The sequence below is a fragment of the Floridaenema aerugineum BLCC-F46 genome, from assembly GCF_041929345.1.
GTDB lineage: Bacteria > Cyanobacteriota > Cyanobacteriia > Cyanobacteriales > Aerosakkonemataceae > Floridanema > Floridanema aerugineum.
The window spans coordinates 1-17,644 of record NZ_JBHFNQ010000034.1 but is presented as its reverse complement, the minus strand read 5'-3'; the positions used below and the strand labels follow the sequence as shown (position 1 = coordinate 17,644).

The 17,644-nt window shown below is 40.3% G+C and carries 23 protein-coding genes and 1 other RNA gene; 15 read left to right on the top strand and 9 right to left on the bottom strand.

What is annotated here, in order from left to right; translation table 11 throughout:
- Nucleotides 1-167: 167 nt before the first annotated feature.
- The 3 genes from ACE1CC_RS03830 to ACE1CC_RS03820 are packed head-to-tail and all read left to right on the top strand — an operon-like array spanning nt 168 to nt 940.
- Complete coding sequence (locus ACE1CC_RS03830) at nt 168-452, top strand: DUF433 domain-containing protein (RefSeq protein WP_413269144.1); 285 nt, start codon at nt 168-170, stop codon at nt 450-452.
- A gap of 60 nt (nt 453-512) precedes the next feature.
- Nucleotides 513-716: a type II toxin-antitoxin system HicB family antitoxin gene (locus ACE1CC_RS03825; protein ID WP_413269143.1), complete on the top strand. Its 204-nt coding sequence runs from the start codon at nt 513-515 to the stop codon at nt 714-716.
- Entirely contained in the window at nt 713-940 is a 228-nt protein-coding gene (locus tag ACE1CC_RS03820; protein ID WP_413269142.1) for a type II toxin-antitoxin system HicA family toxin, read from the top strand. Before ACE1CC_RS03825 ends, ACE1CC_RS03820 begins: the two co-directional genes overlap by 4 nt.
- 44 nt (nt 941-984) lie before the next feature.
- Here ACE1CC_RS03820 and ACE1CC_RS03815 read toward each other — a convergent pair whose 3' ends face one another.
- The 6 genes from ACE1CC_RS03815 to ACE1CC_RS03790 all read right to left on the bottom strand — a co-directional run bounded on the left by ACE1CC_RS03815 (nt 985) and on the right by ACE1CC_RS03790 (nt 3,129).
- Nucleotides 985-1,272, bottom strand: coding sequence for a type II toxin-antitoxin system RelE/ParE family toxin (locus tag ACE1CC_RS03815; RefSeq protein ID WP_413269141.1), 288 nt, complete (start codon nt 1,270-1,272; stop codon nt 985-987).
- Nucleotides 1,269-1,562 carry a hypothetical protein gene (locus ACE1CC_RS03810; protein ID WP_413269140.1) on the bottom strand — a complete coding sequence of 98 codons (294 nt, stop codon included), beginning with the start codon at nt 1,560-1,562 and terminating at the stop codon, nt 1,269-1,271. The genes ACE1CC_RS03815 and ACE1CC_RS03810 overlap by 4 nt, the downstream gene beginning before the upstream one ends.
- 11 nt (nt 1,563-1,573) lie before the next feature.
- Complete coding sequence (locus tag ACE1CC_RS03805) at nt 1,574-1,711, bottom strand: hypothetical protein (RefSeq protein WP_413269139.1); 138 nt, start codon at nt 1,709-1,711, stop codon at nt 1,574-1,576.
- A gap of 108 nt (nt 1,712-1,819) precedes the next feature.
- The gene (locus ACE1CC_RS03800; RefSeq protein ID WP_413269138.1) at nt 1,820-2,038 is read right to left on the bottom strand and encodes a hypothetical protein; all 219 of its coding nucleotides are present in this window, start codon (nt 2,036-2,038) and stop codon (nt 1,820-1,822) included.
- 204 nt (nt 2,039-2,242) lie between these two features.
- The gene (locus tag ACE1CC_RS03795) at nt 2,243-2,677 is read right to left on the bottom strand and encodes a hypothetical protein (RefSeq protein WP_413269137.1); all 435 of its coding nucleotides are present in this window, start codon (nt 2,675-2,677) and stop codon (nt 2,243-2,245) included.
- Nucleotides 2,678-2,748: 71 nt separating this feature from the next.
- Complete coding sequence (locus tag ACE1CC_RS03790) at nt 2,749-3,129, bottom strand: EF-hand domain-containing protein (RefSeq protein WP_413269136.1); 381 nt, start codon at nt 3,127-3,129, stop codon at nt 2,749-2,751.
- 205 nt (nt 3,130-3,334) lie between these two features.
- Between ACE1CC_RS03790 and ACE1CC_RS03785 the strand changes: the two genes are divergently transcribed.
- The 4 genes from ACE1CC_RS03785 to ACE1CC_RS03770 are packed head-to-tail and all read left to right on the top strand — an operon-like array spanning nt 3,335 to nt 5,176.
- On the top strand, nt 3,335-3,874 hold the full coding sequence (locus tag ACE1CC_RS03785; RefSeq protein ID WP_413269135.1) for a hypothetical protein: 540 nt from the start codon (nt 3,335-3,337) through the stop codon (nt 3,872-3,874).
- Between the two features lie 16 nt (nt 3,875-3,890).
- Nucleotides 3,891-4,307 (top strand): XisH family protein, encoded by a 417-nt coding sequence (locus ACE1CC_RS03780; protein ID WP_413269134.1) that lies wholly within the window; start codon nt 3,891-3,893, stop codon nt 4,305-4,307.
- Nucleotides 4,295-4,630, top strand: coding sequence for a XisI protein (locus tag ACE1CC_RS03775; protein WP_413269133.1), 336 nt, complete (start codon nt 4,295-4,297; stop codon nt 4,628-4,630). The genes ACE1CC_RS03780 and ACE1CC_RS03775 overlap by 13 nt, the downstream gene beginning before the upstream one ends.
- A gap of 24 nt (nt 4,631-4,654) precedes the next feature.
- On the top strand, nt 4,655-5,176 hold the full coding sequence (locus ACE1CC_RS03770) for a DUF29 family protein (RefSeq protein WP_413269132.1): 522 nt from the start codon (nt 4,655-4,657) through the stop codon (nt 5,174-5,176).
- Here ACE1CC_RS03770 and ACE1CC_RS03765 read toward each other — a convergent pair.
- Nucleotides 5,160-5,867 carry a Uma2 family endonuclease gene (locus tag ACE1CC_RS03765; protein WP_413269147.1) on the bottom strand — a complete coding sequence of 236 codons (708 nt, stop codon included), beginning with the start codon at nt 5,865-5,867 and terminating at the stop codon, nt 5,160-5,162. The genes ACE1CC_RS03770 and ACE1CC_RS03765 overlap by 17 nt on opposite strands.
- A gap of 234 nt (nt 5,868-6,101) precedes the next feature.
- Between ACE1CC_RS03765 and groL the strand changes: the two genes are divergently transcribed.
- The 5 genes from groL to ACE1CC_RS03740 all read left to right on the top strand — a co-directional run bounded on the left by groL (nt 6,102) and on the right by ACE1CC_RS03740 (nt 11,349).
- The gene (gene groL / locus ACE1CC_RS03760) at nt 6,102-7,772 is read left to right on the top strand and encodes a chaperonin GroEL (RefSeq protein ID WP_413269131.1); all 1,671 of its coding nucleotides are present in this window, start codon (nt 6,102-6,104) and stop codon (nt 7,770-7,772) included.
- 124 nt (nt 7,773-7,896) lie between these two features.
- Nucleotides 7,897-9,114, top strand: coding sequence for a magnesium/cobalt transporter CorA (corA, locus tag ACE1CC_RS03755; RefSeq protein ID WP_413269130.1), 1,218 nt, complete (start codon nt 7,897-7,899; stop codon nt 9,112-9,114).
- A gap of 36 nt (nt 9,115-9,150) precedes the next feature.
- Nucleotides 9,151-9,583, top strand: an RNA gene (rnpB, locus tag ACE1CC_RS03750) — RNase P RNA component class A.
- Between the two features lie 34 nt (nt 9,584-9,617).
- Nucleotides 9,618-10,337: a ribonuclease III gene (gene rnc / locus ACE1CC_RS03745; protein ID WP_413269129.1), complete on the top strand. Its 720-nt coding sequence runs from the start codon at nt 9,618-9,620 to the stop codon at nt 10,335-10,337.
- Nucleotides 10,327-11,349, top strand: coding sequence for a Gfo/Idh/MocA family protein (locus ACE1CC_RS03740; protein WP_413269128.1), 1,023 nt, complete (start codon nt 10,327-10,329; stop codon nt 11,347-11,349). Before rnc ends, ACE1CC_RS03740 begins: the two co-directional genes overlap by 11 nt.
- 180 nt (nt 11,350-11,529) lie before the next feature.
- Here the strand turns inward: ACE1CC_RS03740 and ACE1CC_RS03735 are convergent, their stop codons facing one another.
- Nucleotides 11,530-13,503: a sensor histidine kinase gene (locus tag ACE1CC_RS03735; RefSeq protein ID WP_413269127.1), complete on the bottom strand. Its 1,974-nt coding sequence runs from the start codon at nt 13,501-13,503 to the stop codon at nt 11,530-11,532.
- A 253-nt stretch (nt 13,504-13,756) separates the two neighbouring features.
- Here ACE1CC_RS03735 and ACE1CC_RS03730 point away from each other — a divergent pair, with 253 nt between their 5' ends.
- The 3 genes from ACE1CC_RS03730 (at nt 13,757) to ACE1CC_RS03720 (ending at nt 16,282) form a co-directional block, all read left to right on the top strand.
- Nucleotides 13,757-14,440, top strand: a complete 684-nt coding sequence (locus tag ACE1CC_RS03730; RefSeq protein ID WP_459563794.1) for a RibD family protein — start codon at nt 13,757-13,759, stop codon at nt 14,438-14,440.
- Nucleotides 14,441-14,493: 53 nt separating this feature from the next.
- Nucleotides 14,494-15,702, top strand: a complete 1,209-nt coding sequence (locus ACE1CC_RS03725) for a GNAT family N-acetyltransferase (RefSeq protein ID WP_413269126.1) — start codon at nt 14,494-14,496, stop codon at nt 15,700-15,702.
- Nucleotides 15,703-15,898: 196 nt separating this feature from the next.
- Nucleotides 15,899-16,282 carry a DUF4346 domain-containing protein gene (locus ACE1CC_RS03720; RefSeq protein WP_413269145.1) on the top strand — a complete coding sequence of 128 codons (384 nt, stop codon included), beginning with the start codon at nt 15,899-15,901 and terminating at the stop codon, nt 16,280-16,282.
- On the opposite strand, the gene psb32 is transcribed toward ACE1CC_RS03720, so the two are convergent.
- Complete coding sequence (gene psb32 / locus ACE1CC_RS03715; protein WP_413269125.1) at nt 16,279-17,004, bottom strand: photosystem II repair protein Psb32; 726 nt, start codon at nt 17,002-17,004, stop codon at nt 16,279-16,281. The genes ACE1CC_RS03720 and psb32 overlap by 4 nt on opposite strands.
- Nucleotides 17,005-17,644 lie beyond the last annotated feature (640 nt).

Below are 17,644 nucleotides of genomic sequence, written 5' to 3'. Positions count from 1 at the left end.
GGTTACGGTTCTCTTTGTTTGAGTCACACAGCGGCAAGGGGCGTTAAACAGCTTTTTCGTTTGTTAACTCGCTAGTTTTTAAAAACCGTACTTCTGTTTGGAGTGCGGTTTTTAAATTTGCAGATAAAGTTCTAAGATGAAGCACTAGTTTTGTGGGAGATTAAAAGGTGAGCCTTGTTTTAGAAGTTGAAGCACCTCCGTTCCGAGAAGATGCAACAGGAGCAATAAGAGTAGGAAATTCAAGAGTTCTGCTGGAATTAGTAATTCGAGCTTTTCAGGATGGTGCATCCCCTGAATCAATTGTCCAACGTTATTCAACTTTGCTATTATCTGATGTTTATACAACAATCGGCTACTATCTTAGACATCGAGAAGCAGTAGAAGCTTATCTTAAGCATAGAGAACAGCTAGCAGAGTCGATTCATCAGCGTTTGTTATGTATGAAGATTTGAAAACACTCAAAATTGCTACAATCCGATCGATCATTAACTGACACCACTCTTTGGCAAAGTATGAAAATTAAAGTAGTTTTAGAACCTAGTGATGAAGGTGGTTACACCGCTTATGTTCCTTCACTACCAGGCTGTATCAGCGAAGGTGAAAATATTGATGAAGCTTTAATGAATATCCAAGAAGCGATTGAACTTTACCTTGAACCTTTGGAAGAGGATACATATTTTGGGGAGAGCGCGATCGTCAGAGAACTAGTACTATGAGTAAAGTTCCTAACCTTCCTTACACGCAAATTATTGCTGCTCTACAAAGAGATGGGTGGGTAGTTGTTCGTCAGCGCGGTAGTCACATCAGATTAGAAAAAGAACTACCATCAGAAGTTTTAAAACTAACAGTTCCGGCTCATCGATCTGTTAAGCGATCTACTCTAGCTCGAATTCTAAAACAGGCTCGAATAGAGATCGATCGCTTCCTTGAACTAATGTAGAGGCGATCGCATTTTTTATTGATGAATTTATGGAAGTGCGATCGCTAAAATTGACTGTCAATATCTCTTGCTTGGTGTAAAACTCTAACAACTTCGATACCATCCGCAATTTTATTATAAAAAATAATGTATGGCTTAACAGGAAAACTCCTGAGTCCTGCCATCAAATCGTCTCGTTGCTTGCCCATATTGGGAAATTGAGACAGCATGGGAAATCGATCCAAAATTTGAGCAATTTGTCGATCTGCTAAGAGTTGATCTTGCTGTGTGAGATAAACCCAAATATCTTCTAAATCTTGTTCTGCTTGTCGTGACAAACGGTAGCGATTCACTGGGATTGCTCCTGCTGAAGTCGCTGCTGACCTCGCATTTTGATGTTTTCCAACAAATGGGGTAACGTGGAATCATCATACTCAGCGTAATCTCCATTCTGAAGTTGTTCCACGCCTAGTGCAATGTCATGCTGTAAAGCTTCCCGTTTCTTTTCAAGTTCTTCACTAGACAATGATGGATACTGAATTTTTTGTGCTAAAAGTTGTTGCTCTTCGTCGGTAAGAGAAAGGATAATTTGAGCAAGAGAGTCAATCAATTTTGTGTTGATTGAAGTAGTAGTTTGGCTCATGATACTAATTTTTAACTTGTTTTCTTATTGTAATCGCTTCCTTGAATTACTGTAGAGACGATCGCACCTTTTATTTGTGAAGTTAAGGAAGTGCGATCGCCTCCTTCGTAGGATTTGCTGAAAAAGTCTGTTGGTGAGGGTAGGGACACGGCATCAATAATATTTGCAACTACTGCGTTACCTTTTGAATGCCGTGTCCCTACAATTTACCTCGAAAAGGCAAGATTTTTGCGCCAAAAGATGTGATAATCTTGCATTTATTGTGGGCGAAAAATGTGTAAAAATCTTGAATATCTTACTTTACTACCTTTAAGGGTTTCAGGTTTTTTCTGCTGCTTACGACGCTCGGCAATACGTTTTGCTGTGGCGATAGCTGGCTCGTTAGCTACATAGCTACCTGATTTAATGGCATCGACTATCTTTTTAGCTTCGCTACCCACAACTGGTTGTGAAATATTGTTGAGGGGATACTGCATAATAATAAGATTTTTTTACTCATTTTTATTATAGTATCGCCTTTTTTATTGGTGAATTTATGGAAGTGCGATCGCTTCACAATTGCGCCTCATAGCCCTTCCATTTTAGTTGTAGGTTGAGTTTAACGTAGTAAAATCTAAAAATATCACTTTTTTAATTTACTGTGAGTTCACCCAACCTACATCATTTTAATTCTGCTTAATTCAGTTTTGTTCTGCCTGCGGATTTTCCTGCTTAAATTCTGAAACTGCTAATTTAGCTAATTCATCTAATACTTTGTCCCCCACTTTTCCAAGAAGACATTTTTGGATTGCATCTCTAGCAACATTAAGTAAATATTGCTCCGATACCTGGAAACCCGAAGATTTGGCTTGCTCCCATGCTACAGTTACAGCACTTTTACCTGTTTGGCGTGTACATTTATTAAGCAGTTCATGTTGATCTACATTTTTTGCAACTATTGGTGAAACAGTAGTTCTGTTATTAGGAACAGCAACCTGTTGAGGAATATCATCTCCTACTTTACTTCCTTGTCTAGCCATCTTTGCAATATCGTCCGAAATACTTCGACAACTAGATAAAAATATTGGCGCTGTCAAAATGGCAATCATAGCAAGAGTAACATTGAGCTTACTCATTTGTATTCCTCCGCAATCAAGTACAAAAATGTCTAAATTCTCAAGTGATTTTCACTCTCTCAAAGGCACGGTTAAATTAGTTTTGCTGCTTGGAGAAATATTTTTTTTGCAATAGGCCCAAAATCCTCTTCTATCTGAGCTGCATGCTTGATGATTTGATTATCGATAAAATTAAACTGACCATCCCCATTTTTATCGAAATAATCCATTAGCATTAATCCAAAATCCTCTAAATCAATTACCTCATTGTTGTTGTTATCCAAATAATCCTGTAGCATTAGTCCAAAATCTTCTGAGCTAATTACATCATTGTCGTTATAATCAACCAAATCGAATACATTTTCTACTGCCTGACTAGCTCCTGCTGACAGATCACTAAGATCCACAAAATTATCACCATTAACATCAGATAATTCTGTTAACCATTCAAAAATTCCCTCTAACCATTCCATACAGCCAATCTCCTCGTGTGATGTTAGAAAATCTGACCAGTGAACTCTGGTAATCCTACTTACCCTATTCTCAGAATTTCAAAACTCATCAGTATTTTTTAGTGGCGGAAAAAGACGGATATTGACGGGAGTTATGTTAAAAAGGTTTACAAGGGGCGGATAATAGCGGATAATGACGGATAAAATGGGTTTTAATGCAAAAGCTATGAATGTAATAGAGGTGTTGAAATATTTGGATGAACTGATGTTCGCTCAAACTGGTAAGCACCTTGATAGTCTGCAAATGGCAATTATTAAAGGCGTTCTCAAAGGTCAGAAATATGCTGATATTGCCAAGGAATATCAGTGTACGCGAGGTCATGCAAAAGATGAAGCTTATGCACTTTGGAAAATTCTTTCTGAAGCTTTGGGAGAAGATTTAAATAAGTCAAATTTTCGCGCTTCAGTTGAAAGATTAGCTTTTTATAATTCTCAACAAAATATAGGTAACTATGTTATTGGTGGTAATATTAATAATTGTTCTAAGCCTTCACAAGTTAACAAAAAATCAGAATTAGAAAATTTAGAATCAATTATTACAGAAACTCCTACAGATATTAATGGCACATCTAACAATATTGAAACAGGACGAAAATTAGCTAAATGGGAAACAATACCAAGGTTAGTAAAAGTTGGGTTAACAGCAGAGCAGATTGCCCAAGTTCTCGATTTGCCTTTGGAGGAAGTAGAAAAAAAGTTAAGATAAAAGTAAAATAAGCAATATGCCAGCTAGAGATATTTACCACGATGTTGTCAAGAAAGCTCTCATAAAAGATGATTGGATTATTACCCACGATCCTCTCAGTTTAAAATGGGGTAAAAAGGATATGTATGTTGATTTGGGAGCAAAGCAACTTTTAGCAGCAGAAAGAGCCGAACGTAAAATTGCTGTGGAAATTAAGAGCTTTACTGGTTTGTCGGAAATGAGTGATTTGGAGAAAGCGATCGGTCAATATGTTATCTATCATGACGTTCTTAGTCAAGTAGAACCTGACAGAGAGCTTTATTTAGCAGTATCGGAAGAAGTTGCTAGCGGATTGTTTGAAGAACCTATTGGCGAACTACTATTAAGAAATAATCGGGTTTGCTTAGTAGTTTTTAATCCCGATATGGAGGTTATTGTCAAATGGATACCCTAGAGCAAGATCGAGATAATATTGAAAAAATTATATCTGAATACGCAGAAATTCCTTATGCTCACGGAGAAATAGAAAGACATATTGTGTTCGATCGCGACCGCGATCGCTACTTATTAATGATAGTTGGATGGGAGGGAGTCCGCCAAGTTCACGGCTGTATCATACACATCGAAATTATTAACGGTAAAATCTGGATTCATCGAGATGGTACAGAAGATGGTATTGCTAGCGAATTGCTAAAAATAGGTATTCCAAAAGAGCGGATCGTTTTAGGTTTTAAATCACCCCAAGCTAGGAAGTATACAGGGTTTGAAGTAGCTTAAAATTTAGGTCGTAGAGGTCGAAATATGACTCAAGAACTGATAGATTTAAGAACCAGCATTTTAGAGGGGCGTTACAGCGATGCTTTGGCGATCGTAGATGAGTTAGAAGGCATGAGTAAACAAGCAATTTTGCGGACAATTCAATCTCATCTAGTCATTTTGTTAATTCATTTGATTAAAAACCAAATTGAACAACGCTTAACAGGTTCTTGGGCAAATTCAATTCGTAACTCAATCCGCGAAATTAAAAAGTTGAATATTAAAGATAATAAAACTTCTTACTATATTAATGAAGATGAATGGGAAAATTTGATTGAGGAAGAAGTGTTGGAAAATGCGATCGCAGATGCCAGCGAAGAAGTAATGAATGGACAATTTACCCGTTCTCAACTTTCGGAAATGTTAGATAAACCGCAACTGCTGGAAAGAGCGATCGAACTAATCACCCTCACCTACACCCATTCTGCCAAAGAACTACCAGCATTAATTGAGGAAATTTTAGTAGATTTACCAGGGGGCGAAGATTGGATTAACCGGAGAAATTAGTGTTTGCGGTTAGTTGCTGTACAAAAGTTTGGTGTTCAGGCGATCGCACTCCCGCTTGCAAAACCTCCAGCACACCCACCATATTACTCGCCAATAAATCATTAACCGCTAACCACAACCCCGGAAACACCTGAGAGCGAATGATTCCATCTCGATCTGGCATTAATCTTACATAATCACCTTCCATCAGTTGAAACCATTCCAACTCATTTTCGTAAGATTGCCAAATTACGTACTCTCTCACACCATTTCTGCGATAAGCTTGCTTTTTACTCCCCGTGTCGATCGCAACACTACTTGCGGCAATTTCCACAATTAACTCAGGCGCACCTTCAATATATCCATCCTCGCTTAACCGAATTTGCCCACCTGCTGCGGGTTGAATAAACAAAACTGCATCAGGTTGGGGTTCGTTATCTAAATCTAACCGCACAGTTGGTTCGGTGCTAGAGTCAACGCCTGGGGTGAGTGCTTGGTAAACTCCTAACCAGGTAACTACTCGACTATGCGGTTTACCGTGTTGCTCATGCCTTAATGCCGATGCCACGTAGACGACTCCTTCAATCAATTCGGCTTTTTTGATGTGAGTTGCGGCATTGTAGCGGCGCTCGAACTCGTAGCGGGTTAAGCGATCGCCACTTTCCAACGGAGGAGTCTGATTTCGATGCGATTCTGTACCGAGTCTAGTCATTAAATTTTCGATCGACCACACAGATCTAGCTTCATTTTAAACAGTGTTAGGACTTACGCACAGGCGATCCCCCAACCCCCGAACTTCGGGGGCTCTCTTAAATTCCCCCCTTACCAAGGGGGGCTAGGGGGGATCTAGGTTTGAGCAAGAGAGTGCGTAAATCTGAAATAGTATTGTTAGCACTCTGACGCTGAGAGTGCTAAATTGACTAATGGAAGTGAGAATGAATTAAATATGGCAAAAATTGTAGCATTCGATGAACAGTCAAGACGGGCATTAGAACGGGGTGTGAACGCCCTGGCAGATGCCGTGAAGATTACCTTGGGGCCAAAAGGTCGTAACGTTGTATTAGAGAAGAAGTTTGGCGCACCCGATATCGTTAACGACGGGATTACCATTGCTAAGGAAATTGAATTAGAAGATCCCTTAGAAAATACAGGTGCTCAACTGATTCGGGAAGTTGCCTCCAAAACCAAAGATACTGCTGGAGATGGTACCACAACCGCGACTGTGTTGGCACAGGCGATGATTCGCGAAGGCTTGAAAAATGTTGCTGCTGGGGCAAATCCAGTGGCGATTCGTCGGGGAATTGACAAAACTGTTGCTAAATTAGTTGACGAAATTGCTGCTGTTGCTAAACCTGTAGAAGGAACTGCGATCGCACAAGTTGCCACAGTTTCCGCAGGTAACGACACCGAAGTAGGCGAAATGATTGCTTCAGCGATGGAAAAAGTCACCAAAGATGGGGTGATTACCGTTGAAGAATCCAAATCCTTAACTACAGAATTAGAAGTAGTGGAAGGGATGCAACTCGATCGCGGTTATATGTCTCCCTACTTCGTCACCAATGGCGAAAGAATGACGGTGGAATATGACGATGTTCGTATCTTAATCACCGATAAAAAAATTAATTCCATTCAGGAATTAGTGCCAGTTTTGGAAAAAATTGCTCGCTTAGGTAAGCCATTGTTGGTAATAGCTGAAGATGTCGAAGGTGAAGCTTTAGCAACTTTAGTGGTGAACAAAGCTAGAGGCGTTTTGAGTGCAGTAGCAATTAAAGCACCGGGATTTGGCGATCGGCGCAAAGCAATGTTACAAGATATCGCCGTTCTCACTGGCGGACAAATGATTTCCGAAGAAGTCGGATTAAGCTTAGATACTGTTACTTTGGAAATGCTGGGAACTGCCCGGAAAATTACTTGTGATAAAGACAGTACCACCATTGTTGCTGGTACAGAAACCAAAGACGATGTACAAAAACGCATCGGGCAAATTAGAAAACAACTAACAGAAACCGACTCCGACTATGACAAAGAAAAACTGCAAGAACGCATCGCTAAATTAGCAGGTGGTGTAGCAGTAATTAAAGTCGGTGCTCCTACCGAAACTGAATTGAAAAACCGCAAATTACGGATTGAAGATGCTTTGAATGCTACCAAAGCGGCGGTAGATGAAGGCATTGTTCCCGGAGGCGGAACCACATTAATTCATTTGGCTAAAAAAGTCAATGAATTTAAAAACGGTTTAGATGCCGAAGAAAAAATTGGTGCAGAAATCATTGCTAAAGCATTAGAAGCACCTTTGCGTCAAATTGCCGATAATGCTGGCGTTGAAGGTTCAGTAATTGTTGAAAAAGTGCGCGATACTGAATTTAATGTTGGTTACAATGCACTGGATGACAAATTTGAAGACATGATTGCTGCGGGAATCATCGATCCAGCAAAAGTTGTTCGTTCTTCTGTGCAAAATGCCGCTTCTATTGCGGGCATGGTGTTAACAACTGAAGCTTTAGTTGTAGAAAAACCTGAGAAAAAACCTGCTGGTGGTGCGCCTGACATGGGCGGCATGGGCGGCATGGGCGGCATGGGTGGCATGGGCGGCATGGGCGGCATGGGCATGATGTAATGTCACCAATGTTTGAGTAAAATCGCTACTCAGATCCCCGACTTCTTCAAGAAGTCGGGGATCTGGTCTTTATTAAAATTGTGTAATATTACGCTCAGGTACTATTTATTTGATCTGAATCGATATGGTAGAAAGAAATTTTGCATCGGCAACACTGAGTATAAATCCTGATATAGAAGAAGAGGAAGAAGAAGAAGATTACTTTGATTACAATTATGATGAACCAGGTAGTCTTCCCGGAACGATCGATCTTCCCTCAGACGCTCCACCACCAGATATAGTGTTAATAGATTACAACGAAGCTTCAGCTACTAGGTTAAAAATTAACACACCGGAAGAATGTGCTCCTTATTTAGATACTCATTCTGTTTCTTGGGTGGATGTATTAGGGTTAGGCAATGAAGAAACTTGGATAAAACTAAGTAAAGTTTTTAATTTGCACGCCTTAGTTTTGGAAGATGTAGTTAATGTTCCCGAACGTCCCAAAGTTGATGATTTTGACTCGCAAATAGTGATCATTGCTTGGATGGTAATGCTCAAGGATAACAGTCATGGTTTTTATATTGAGCAAGTAAGTTTTGTTTTAGGAGAAGATTACTTGCTTACAGTACAGGAAGAACCAGAACGAGATTGTTTTGCTAAAGTGCGCGATCGCATTCGTTACAACAAAGGCATCATTCGCCAAAGAAAAGCCGATTATTTAGCTTATGCACTTTTAGATGCAATTATTGATGGTTATTTCCCCGTTTTAGAAGCTTACGGCGAACGCATTGAAGAATTAGAAGATGAAGTAGTAAGCAATCCATCTCGACAAACTTTACAAGAAATCTACAAAATTAGGCGAGAATTATTAGCACTGCGTCGGGCAATTTGGCCCCAAAGAGATGCACTTAACACCTTAATTCGAGATGGTAGCAATCTGATTAGTCCAGAAGTAAGAATTTACCTGCGAGACTGTTACGATCACGCAGTCCAAGTCATCGATATTGTCGAAACATATCGAGAATTAAGCTCAGGAATGATGGATGTTTATCTCTCCTCAATTAGCAACAAAATGAATGAAATCATGAAATTACTCACCGTGATTTCTACAATCTTTATTCCCCTAACTTTTATTGCTGGAGTTTACGGGATGAACTTTGAAAATATGCCAGAGTTGAAATCGAATGTGGGTTATCCTGCTGTTTGGGCAGTGATGATTGGCGTTGCTGGTGGGTTAGTTTACTTCTTCTGGAAAAAGGGTTGGTTCGAGAACTTTTCAACTATTAAGGATGATTCAGAAACAGAATTTAACAATTCAGTTCCTATACCTAAAATGCAACAAGTTGTTCGGAACAGGTAAGCAAAACCCGATTCCCCAGTAAACTAGATATAGGAGAGAGTAGGGGTAGGCGGTTGCGGAATAGCGAAAGCTAGTCTGAGGAAAGTCCGGGCTCCCGAAAGACCGAACTTGCTGGGTAACGCCCAGTGCGAGCGATCGTGAGGATAGTGCCACAGAAAGATACCGCCTTCTTGAAGTTATGAGTTATGAGTTTTGAGTTATGAGTTAATTCAAAACTTAAAACTCATAACTCATAACTTTAAGAGGGTAAGGGTGCAAAGGTGCGGTAAGAGCGCACCAGCAACGTCGAGAGGCGTTGGCTCGGTAAACCCCGGTTGGGAGCAAGGTGGAGGAACTATGGTTGGTCTTTTACCAGTTCCGTTTTTAGGTACCGCTTGAGGCATTTGGTAACAGGTGTCCCAGATAGATAACTGCCCTCTTAGCTTGTATAGTTAAGAGAACAGAACCCGGCTTATGACTTGCTCTCTCCATTTTTTTTTGGAAAGGAAACATAAACAGTAATAATGAATCTCAGCTATCCCCGTCGCCAAAGTCAATTAAAAAGCTTGGTGCAAAAACTGGGAATACCTGAAACTGCACCAGTTAAATGGCAGTTATTGGACTTGGCGCTGACTCATCCGACTTTCTCAGCGGAAGCTAATTATGAGCAATTAGAGTTTGTGGGTGATGCGGTGGTGCGGTTAGCAGCAGCAGAGTTTTTGTGGGAGAATTACCCGCAATCTTCTGTAGGCGATTTTTCTGGTATTCGTGCGGAACTGGTGAGCGATCGCATCTTAGCAAAAATCGCTGACACTTACGGATTAGAACGGCATTTACTATTAGATAAAAGTGCCGCTGGCGATGTCGCCGGAAGGGAAACTAGATTAGCAGATGCTCTAGAAGCGGTGATGGGTGCTCTTTATCTAAGTACACAAAATTTGCAATTAGTTCGTCCTTGGATCGACAGTCATTTCAAAGAGTTAGCCGCAGAAATTATTTCCGATCCGGCTCGTCATAATTATAAAGCTGCATTGCAAGAACTTACCCAAAGTGTCTACAAAGTTTTGCCTATATATGAAGTTAGGGAAATGCAACGAATCAAGGGTAATTCGCAAACATTTAAAGCAGTGGTGAAAGTGAATAACAAAGCTTATGGAAGAGGTGAAGGACATTCCAAAAAAGCGGCGGAACAAGCTGCTGCTAAAGAAGCTTTTGAGCAATTAAAGGAAGCAAATGACTATTAACATTGCGATTTTAGGTGCGGGACGTTGGGGCGTACATTTGGTGCGAAATTTTTTGGCACTTCCTGAAGTCCGTTTACTGGCTGTAGTCGATCCGAATTTGGATAGATTGGAGGAATTGCGATCGCGCCATCAACTAGATGATACGGTAGTGTTAGCAACCCAATGGTCAGAAGTGCGACAATTACCCCAATTAAATGCAGTGGTAATTGCAACTCCTGCCGTTACCCATTATGAATTAATCGCAGACGCTCTCAATTTAGGCTATCACGTTTTAGCCGAAAAACCTTTAACGATTAATCCTCAAGAATCTGTAGAACTCTGCCGTTTAGCAGAACAAAAACAACGTCAACTTGTAGTCGATCAAACTTACCTGTTTCATCCCGCAGTAGCCGAAGGTAAAAAAGTGATGGAACAAGGAATTTTAGGAGACTTGCGCTATGGTTATGCTACCCGAACTAATTTAGGCCCTGTGCGTCAAGATGTCGATGCCATGTGGGATTTAGCCATTCATGATATTGCAATTTTAAACAATTGGTTATCAGAAACTCCCTCTCAAGTGCAAGCTACTGGTAAACTTTGGTTGCAACCAACAGAGGCAACAGAAAATCCACTTTATGACTTAGTTTGGCTAACTGTTACTTATCCTAGTGGTTTCCAAGCATTTATCCATGTTAGTTGGCTGAATACTGATAAACAGCGGCGTTTAGGTGTAGTTGGTAGTCAAGGTACGCTAATTTTTGACGAGTTATCTACAACAGCACCTTTGTCAATTCAAAAGGGAAATTTTGCCGTAGTTGGCAACAAATTTCATCCAGAAAATCTCAGTTTTGAAGTTGTTGATGTGCCTAAAGTTGAACCTTTAAAACAAGTTTGTGAACATTTTATCACTTGCGTTCAACAAAATCAGCCTTCTTCGATTTCCTCTGGTTGGATGGGAACAAAATTAGTAGAAATTCTCTATGCTTTAACTAAATCATTACAGCAAGGAGGACAACCGATTAAATTATCATAACTCTGTTGGTTGTGACGACTTTAGTCGTTTTACTCAGATCTGGAATACTGCTGGGTTAACGATTTTCCCCTTTGTAGGGGCGAAGCATTCCGGTACATATATTTGGCGATAACCAACAAATTATTGCCGGAATGCTTCGCCCCTACTCTATGACCGTGAACAGTATACGAACCTTGTGATTTACCTTTCGCTTACGGAGGGAACTTCTGCTTTATTATCTGTTGAGGATTCAGTTCCAGTGGTAAAAAAGCCAGAACTAACTATTGGCATAGAAATTTCTAGTGTGGTACCCAAATCTACACCGGGACTGTGCAAATTAATTGTACCTTCCATTAGTGCCATAATTTTGCGGGAAATTGCTAAACCTAACCCAGTTCCGCCATACTTGCGAGTTCTAGTTCCATCAGCCATGACAAAGGGACGGAATAGCTTTTTCTGTTCTTCAACTGGTATACCAATTCCTGTGTCTTTGACTTTTACTAATACCCAATAATTGTTGTTGTTGGTTTGTTTACTAGGAATTGATTCTAAGGTAGTTGTGATAGTAATGCTACCTTTTTCGGTAAATTTAACAGCGTTACCGATTACATTGAGGAAAACTTGTTTTAATTTTGCTGGATCGGCTTGGACTATAATTGGTTGTTCTGGTACAGTGAATAATAGTTGTAAGCCTTTTTGATTAATATGAACCATTTGTAGATCAATTACTTCTTTGAGGATCGATCGCACATCCACAGGTCGCATGACTACAGAAAGTGTACCAGATTCAATCTTCGATAAGTCCAGAATGTCGTTGATAATATGTAATAGGTGAATCGCTGCATCATCAGCTTTTTGTAGTAAGTCTAATTCTTCTTCGCGATCGTCACAACAACCATCTCGCACCAAGCGAATACAACCAATAATGGCATTTAAAGGTGTTCTTAATTCATGGGAAGTATTAGCGAGAAATTCGGTTTTTAATTTGTTCGCTGTTTGCGCTTCTTTCCAAGCATTTTCTAATTCTTCCGCCCAAATTGTTAATCTCCCAACCATGCTGTCAAGAGATTCACTTAATTGATTTAATTCACTAATTTTAAATGTCGGGGTAATTTTCACTGTTGAGCGATCTTTGCCAACATTTAAAGCGTAATCACCTAATTGTTCTAAAGGGCGTGCTAAGTCACGAGACAAATATAAAGTTGCTAATAAAATAGCAGCGATTAAGCCTAAAGTCAGCATTAATAACACTTGCTTAATTTCTTCCAGGCGATACAAAGCACTATCGATATTAGCAACTGCTAAGATTACCCATTTCCTATTTTTTTCTTTACTTAAAGGACTAGGAATAGCTGAATAACCAACTACTGATTCTACTCCCTCATCTTGAAAGTCCGATAAGTGAAGAAAATATTGTTGTCCGTTAATCGCATTTCTGAGGATTGCTTCTAACCTAGAGGCATCTCTCTGTTGAGAAATATTTTTTCCTTGTCGCTCTTTTTGCGGATGTTCTAAAATTGTACCATCTTGGTCAATTACTACTGTATTGCCGTAAAGAGAGCCGGAGAGATCGCGTTGTTGTTGGTTGATTATAGATTGTACAGTTAGTACATTTTGGAGTTGACCAGCACTATTATAAACAGGTGCGCTTAAAATCAGTTTTAACTGATTTGTATTACTGGGAGTGTTGACATTATTTATGGCTTTTTTGCTAACCTGAGTCGTCACATAAACATTTGACAAATCTGGCAGTAATTCAGTTTGGTTTTTTGTCCATAAATTAGGAGGTAGAGAAATAATTGGACGATCGCCACAAGTACCAGCGATAACTTGACCAGTCTGAAAATTACTTAATTGTATACACTGTATTCTAGTTGGTAACTGAGTGGCTAATTCAGAAATAAATTTTTGATTGCTTTGAATGGATGAATTAGACTTGAGAACAGCCGATTGACTTGCTGCCATTAAATTAGACTTCAAAGCAGCAATTAATTCTTCTATTCTTTCCCCCTTTCTCACAGCACTCTCTATTAAGTTTTGGCGGGCAGTTTCTAACAAAGCAGAACGAGCTTTTTTGTATGTTACATACTCCCCTACTAATAATATTGGTACACTTAAGAGTAGGATACGGGATAGTAAAATGCGGCGAAAAGAAGATTGACCTAGCTTACCCATTGCGAGTCTCTAAAAAATTATAGTTAAAGGGAAGTAGTAACTTAGTAGCAGACAACCAGACAAGTACTAAGGGTTATGTCGCCACGGAGGAAGAAGAATACAATGCCTGAAACTAGATAACTGGTATACGCTAATGATAGTTCACTGCGTAGCGATCGATAACGACCATTATAAGAAACTTGTCTGCTATTCTTCTGGCGAAAACGAGTGAGACATCCCAAAGATAAATTGCAAAAGTGAGAGGTTTTAAGTTTTGGTGACAAATCGCCCTGATACCATTGTAGTTCTAGCCATGAGTGCTGACGGCAAAATTGCTGACTCTCAAGCATCTCCCGCGAGATTTGGTTCTGCGGTTGATAAAGCGCACTTAGAAAAACAGATTGCTTTAGTCGATGGAGTTTTGTTTGGTGCTGGTACACTACGAACATACGGTACAACCTTAATGGTTACTGATCCTGAGTTACTTAAACAACGAGAACTGCAAGGTAAAAGAAGTCAACCCATTCATATTGTGTGTTCGGGTTCGGGAAAAATAGATCCCCAGTTGCGCTTCTTTAAACAGCAAGTTCCCCGTTGGCTATTCACTACTATTAAGGGTTCCCAATCTTGGCAGCAAAAAATAGAGTTTCACAAAGTCTTTGCAATTGAAATGGTAGAGGGGGGGATTAACTGGGTAGCTGCTGGGGAAAAACTCACGGAAATGGGTTTGCAAAAGGTGGCGGTTTTGGGTGGTGGTCAACTGGTGGCTTCCCTGTTAGCAGCAGATTTAGTGGATGAATTTTGGCTGACGGTGTGTCCGCTAATCTTAGGGGGAGAAAATGCACCAACACCAGTAGCAGGAACGGGTTTTTTGGCTAATTTGGCTCCTAAGTTGCAACTTTTAGCTGTGGAAAGGGTAGAGCAAGAGGTCTTCTTGCATTATCGGCTGCAACGTTAGCAAAATTGGATTAATTTAAAGAAAGTTTGAACTTTCGCTCCCCATTGGGCCAGATGGTAGAACAAATTAAGCCTCGCTATTCGGTTTCTTGGATTAATAACATTGCCCAAATCCCCCAATCTGAATGGGATGCTTTGGCAATGCCTTTAAAAACTCCCTTTTTGGAGTGGGAGTGGCTGCACAATATGGAAAGTTCGGGTAGTGCTAAGGGACAAACTGGATGGCTACCTAACCATTTAACGGTGTGGCGAGATAGACAATTAATTGCAGCTGCCCCACTTTATGTTAAAAGTCATAGTTATGGTGAGTTTGTCTTCGATCATCAATGGGCAGATTTGGCAAACCGTTTGGGGATTCAGTATTATCCGAAATTGTTGGGGATGACTCCGTTTACTCCGGCTGAGGGGTATCGGTTTTTAATTGCGCCAGGGGAAGATGAGGATGAGTTAACCCAGATGATGGTAAATGCGATCGATCATTTTTGCGATCGTAATCAAATTTCCGGTTGTAATTTCCTCTATGTCGATCCAGAATGGCGATCGGTTATGGAACGTCATGGTTTCATTAGTTGGTTACACCACAGTTACATCTGGAAAAACGAAGGCTTTAAAACTTTCGATGATTATTTAGGGGTGTTTAATGCCAATCAACGCCGCAATATTAAACGAGAACGCAAAGCTGTAGAGAAAGAAGGTTTACAAATTCGCACTTTAACAGGTGAGGAAATTTCTAAGCCTTTATTGGCACAAATGTACAATTTCTACAGTCATCATTGTGACAAGTTTGGCTGGTGGGGAAGTAAATATTTAACGAAAAAGTTTTTTGAGCAACTTTATTCTAGTTATCGCGATCGCGTTCTCTTGGTTGCTGCTTATAACGAACAAAATACTCATCAACCAATGGCAATGTCTTTTTGTATTTACAAGGGCGATCGACTTTACGGGCGTTATTGGGGTTGCTTTCAAGAAATCGATTGTTTACACTTTGATGCTTGCTACTATACCCCAATTGAATGGGGAATTGCTCATGGTGTACAAGTGTTCGATCCGGGTGCAGGTGGACAACATAAAAAACGACGTGGTTTTCCCGCAACTCCTAACCACAGTTTGCACCGCTTTTATCACCCCCGCTTAAGCAAAATTCTCAAGTCTTACATTAGCGAAGTTAACGAAATTGAAAAGCAACAAATCGAGGCAATTAATCTCGATATTCCCTTTAGTCAACGACAACCTGAGTTAAAGATGGAGTTGGAAAACGAGTAGTATTTTTTGGGTTGACCAGAAGATTTTTTAGGGAACCGCAAAGGACGCAAAGAACGCAAAGAAGAATCAAAAGAAACGGTAGTTTTAGTCGAAATTACTGGTAAATTTGATATGATGAGTAAGATTGTGTTTTGCGATCGTTTTCAGATTCGGAGTTGATTAAATTTTTGCAATTATGCCATCTAGTTCGCCCAAAATGACTTTAACTAAAGAAGACATTGCCTTAATTGACGATCGACTTTCCCAACGGGATATTAAGCTCGATCCCGCTGGATATTTCATTATCTATTTAGATAGAGAAGCCGGACTAATCTGCGCCAAACATTACACTAATGTAATTGATGAACGTGGTTTAGCTGTCGATCCAGAAACCGGAAAAGTAATTCCCGCTAAAGGAAAGGTAGAACGAACTCACACAACTTTATATACTGGCAGAACTGCTAAGGAACTTTGTGTGAAAATTTTGGAAGAAACTCAGCCCTGTCCTGTCACTTATTTAGATCATGCTGGCTATTTGGGACGAGAGTTTGTCCGGGCTGAGTTGGCTTTAATTACTGGTCAAGAGTATATTCAGGATTAAGAACCCATTGATTGATACCAATAGTAGGTTGCCATTGGAATTACGGTGGCAGCAATTAATAAGCCAATTACCCAAATAGTTGAACCGCCAGTATCAGTTTCTTCGGCTTTTTTAAAGGTACTTTCGACTTGTAAAGTGTCAGCAACTACGGGCGCACCCGGATCGGGTTTACCAGATAATACTGTGGAAATGCGATCGCTTGCATCCACAAAAGCTTGATTGTATTTGTCACCTTGTCGCAATGGCACCAATACCGTTTCGTCAGCAACACTTTGGGCAATCTCATCGGACATCAGAGATTTTACTTTTTCCCCTGTGCGAATTCCTGTGGTGTTAGTTACAGTATCGATCGCTAACAAAGTTTGATTAGCTTGAGTTTCCGGTGTGGGAAACCATCTTTCAAATAGTTTATCGGTAAAACTTTGGGCGGTTTCGTCATAATCTAAGCGGTGAATGGTGACAAACCTTACCTCGTTTCCGGTTTCCTTCGCCAACTTTTCTAAAGTGTTGTTAATCTGCCCTTCACTAATCCGGCTGAGTACTTCTGCTTGGTCAATAATCCAAGTTTTTTCTCCCGCTACTAAACTGGGCAGATCGTAAGCACCTGTGGCGTTAGCAGGTGTAACAAAACTCAGCATTGTCAGCAACACTAACGCTAAGGACAAAAACAGACGTTGGAGATATTTTCTCCCAGAATAAATGTGATATAAGAACTGTTGCATGGGATAAAACCTTAAAAAACTTCCCCCAAAAATACTTTATATCTTTTCGGGCCAACGGCAGAGGCGTTAACTATTAACGCAAGTTGCTAGTTATTTACATAAAGGTACGTAGTTGGGCTAAAGCCCTCTTATGCCAGGTTTCAGAAGAGGGCTAAAGCCCAACTACGTACGAAGAATAAGACTATTCTTATAACTATGTAAAGGTTTTTCAGTCCCCAAGTGATAGCCGTCCCTTGGGGGTTATAGCTTTACTGATCCGACAAGCGGTGTAGAGGCAGACGGCAAACTCTTCTCGCTCCTTGAGTGGTGGGTTGACGGGTTTTGCCTTGGCTTTTTAGTAATTAAATTTCATCCGTAGTGAGAAGCGTAAAGACACACACCAAACAGAGCGCGATCGCGCTTGTTAACAAACCCTCAGAGAACAGTAACGATATTTGTTCAGGGGTTAAGATTTCAGCCCTACCATAGCGATTTACCTTCATGTAGAGTATTGTACGCGTTGACACTCCTCGCCCTATAAGTGCGAGGATTCTTGGTTCACAGACTCGCCATAACAAGCGCAGGATTGCTCCAACTCTCGCTAGAGGGCAAATCTCCCCAAGCTTTAGATCCGGTATGCCCTACCGTACTTAATGCTAAT